General features: G+C 53.6%; 2 rRNA genes. Both read left to right on the top strand.

Going from position 1 to position 3109, the window contains the following annotated elements:
- The first annotated feature begins 29 nt into the window (after positions 1-29).
- Positions 30-2910, top strand: a 23S ribosomal RNA gene (locus tag AC3WL7_RS21345).
- Between the two features lie 125 nt (positions 2911-3035).
- Positions 3036-3109, top strand: a 5S ribosomal RNA gene (gene rrf, locus AC3WL7_RS21340); the annotation flags it as partial.

Here is a 3109-nt window from a genome sequence, read left to right as displayed (position 1 = left end):
GTATAACCCAAGGCAACTTGCGGTTATATGGTCAAGCGAATAAGCGCACACGGTGGATGCCTTGGCGGTCAGAGGCGATGAAGGACGTGGCAGCCTGCGAAAAGTATCGGGGAGCTGGCAACAAGCTTTGATCCGGTAATGTCCGAATGGGGAAACCCACCCGCTTGCGGGTATCCTGCAGTGAATACATAGCTGCTGGAAGCGAACCTGGTGAACTGAAATATCTAAGTAACCAGAGGAAAAGAAATCAACCGAGATTCCGTAAGTAGCGACGAGCGAACGCGGACTAGCCCTTAAGCTGATTTGGTTCTAGGAAAACGCTTTGGAAAGAGCGGCCATAGAAGGTGATAGCCCTGTATCTGAAAGGGCCATTTCAGTGAAGACGAGTAGGGCGGGGCACGTGAAACCCTGTCTGAACATGGGGGGACCATCCTCCAAGGCTAAATACTACTGACCGACCGATAGTGAACCAGTACCGTGAGGGAAAGGCGAAAAGAACCCCGGAGAGGGGAGTGAAATAGATCCTGAAACCGTGTGCGTACAAGCAGTAGGAGCTCCGCAAGGAGTGACTGCGTACCTTTTGTATAATGGGTCAGCGACTTACTGTTCGTGGCAAGCTTAACCGTATAGGGGAGGCGAAGGGAAACCGAGTCTGATAAGGGCGCATAGTCGCGGGCAGTAGACCCGAAACCGGGTGATCTAGTCATGGCCAGGGTGAAGGTGCCGTAACAGGTACTGGAGGCCCGAACCCACGTCTGTTGCAAAAGACGGGGATGAGCTGTGATTAGGAGTGAAAAGCTAATCGAACCCGGAGATAGCTGGTTCTCCTCGAAAGCTATTTAGGTAGCGCCTCATATGTATCCTCTCGGGGGTAGAGCACTGTTATGGCTAGGGGGTCATCGCGACTTACCAAACCATTGCAAACTCCGAATACCGAGACGGACTGTATGGGAGACACACGGCGGGTGCTAACGTCCGTCGTGAAAAGGGAAACAACCCAGACCCACAGCTAAGGTCCCAAATTCACTGCTAAGTGGAAAACCATGTGGAAAGGCACAGACAGCCAGGAGGTTGGCTTAGAAGCAGCCACCCTTTAAAGAAAGCGTAATAGCTCACTGGTCGAGTCGGTCTGCGGGGAAGATTTAACGGGGCTAAGCAGTGAACCGAAGCTTGGGGTGTGCATATTTATATGTACGCGGTAGAGGAGCGTTCCGTAAGCCGTTGAAGGTGGATTGAGAAGTCTGCTGGAGGTATCGGAAGTGCGAATGCTGACATGAGTAACGATAATGCGGGTGAAAAACCCGCACGCCGAAAGCCCAAGGTTTCCTTGCGCAACGTTAATCGGCGCAGGGTGAGTCGGCCCCTAAGGCGAGGACGAAAGTCGTAGTCGATGGGAAGCAGGTTAATATTCCTGCACCTCGCGTAAGTGCGATGGAGGGACGGAGAAGGTTAGGTGTACCAGGCGTTGGTTGTCCTGGGGAAAGGCGGTAGGTTTGGATCTTTGGCAAATCCGGGATCCTTTAAGACCGAGCACCGAGACGAGCCTTTAAGGCGAAGTCACTGATACCACGCTTCCAGGAAAAGCTCCTAAGCTTCAGCTTACGCAGACCGTACCGTAAACCGACACAGGTGGGTAGGATGAGAATTCTCAGGCGCTTGAGAGAACTCGGGTGAAGGAACTAGGCAACATGGCACCGTAACTTCGGGAGAAGGTGCACCCTTTTTGGTGGCTCGTGCGAGCTATAGCTGAAGAGGGTCGCAGTAACCAGGCCGCTGCGACTGTTTATCAAAAACACAGCACTCTGCAAACACGAAAGTGGACGTATAGGGTGTGACGCCTGCCCGGTGCTGGAAGGTTAATTGATGGGGTCAGCCGCAAGGCGAAGCTCTTGATCGAAGCCCCAGTAAACGGCGGCCGTAACTATAACGGTCCTAAGGTAGCGAAATTCCTTGTCGGGTAAGTTCCGACCTGCACGAATGGCGTAACGACAGCGGCGCTGTCTCCACCCGAGACTCAGTGAAATTGAAATCGCTGTGAAGATGCAGCGTTCCCGTGGCAAGACGGAAAGACCCCGTGAACCTTTACTATAGCTTTACACTGAACGTTGAGTTCGTCTGTGTAGGATAGGTGGGAGGCTATGAAACTGTGGCGCCAGCTGCAGCGGAGCCATCCTTGAAATACCACCCTGTCGTGCTTGACGTTCTAACCTGGGCCCATTATCTGGGTCGGGGACCGTGTATGGTGGGTAGTTTGACTGGGGCGGTCTCCTCCTAAAGAGTAACGGAGGAGCTCGAAGGTACGCTCAGCGCGGTCGGACATCGCGCACTGTGTGCAAAGGCATAAGCGTGCTTGACTGCAAGATCGACGGATCAAGCAGGTAGGAAACTAGGACTTAGTGATCCGGTGGTTCTGTATGGAAGGGCCATCGCTCAACGGATAAAAGGTACTCCGGGGATAACAGGCTGATACCGCCCAAGAGTTCATATCGACGGCGGTGTTTGGCACCTCGATGTCGGCTCATCACATCCTGGGGCTGTAGTCGGTCCCAAGGGTATGGCTGTTCGCCATTTAAAGTGGTACGCGAGCTGGGTTCAGAACGTCGTGAGACAGTTCGGTCCCTATCTGCCATGGGCGTTGGAGATTTGAGAGGGGCTGCTCCTAGTACGAGAGGACCGGAGTGGACGAACCTCTGGTGTTCCGGTTGTCACGCCAGTGGCATTGCCGGGTAGCTATGTTCGGAAGCGATAACCGCTGAAAGCATCTAAGCGGGAAGCGCGCCTCAAGATGAGATCTCCCGGGGCACAAGCCCCCTGAAGGAACCATATAGACTATGTGGTTGATAGGTCAGGTGTGTAAGTACAGCAATGTATTGAGCTAACTGATACTAATGATCCGTGTGGCTTGACCATATAACCTCAAGTTGCCTTGGCTTTACGACAGCGTCGTAAGAGCATCCAAGTGCACGCTACGTCACAAGAACTATGCGAGGCTGGCGCCTTGTCCCTCGGGACGAGTGCGACTCTCCAAAAGCCTCCCTGGTGAAATTAGCGCTGTGGAACCACCCGATCCCATCCCGAACTCGGAAGTGAAACGCAGCTGCGCCGATGG

This window comes from Stenotrophomonas sp. FW305-3-2-15-E-LB1 (assembly GCF_058787375.1).
Note: the sequence above shows the minus strand (reverse complement) of the source record. Positions and strands in the feature narration are given on the sequence as shown.